Annotated in this window: 1 pseudogene; it reads right to left on the bottom strand. The window is 70.6% G+C overall.

The features are described 5' to 3' along the window. A pseudogene (locus AC6H42_RS32010) lies at positions 1-374 on the bottom strand (heme utilization protein); the annotation flags it as partial.

Below are 374 nucleotides of genomic sequence, written 5' to 3'. Positions count from 1 at the left end.
CCGGAAGCCTGGGTGCTGCTCAGGGCCACCACTTGCGCGGTGGTCAGGCCGTTGGCGATCACATTGGTGCTCAGCGCGCCCATCTGGGCGCTGGTCAGCGCGGCAACCTGGTTGGTGGTCAGGCCGGCGAACTGGGCCGTGCTCAGGCCGGCGATGGCGGCGGTCTTCAGCGCGGCGAAGTCCACGGTCTCCATGGCGGCCAGGTTGGCCGTGGTGAAGGCGCCCACTTGGGCCGAGGTCAGGCCGGCAGCCTGGGAGGTGCTCAGCGCGACCACTTGCGCGGTGGTCAGGCCGTTGGCGATCAGGTTGGTGCTCAGCGCGCCGATCTGGCCGCTGGTCAGCGCGGCGACCTGGTTGGTGGTCAGGCCGGCGAA

The sequence above is a fragment of the Massilia sp. NBRC 108631 genome (genome assembly GCF_059704565.1).
This window is presented reverse-complemented; position numbering and strand designations above follow the sequence as displayed.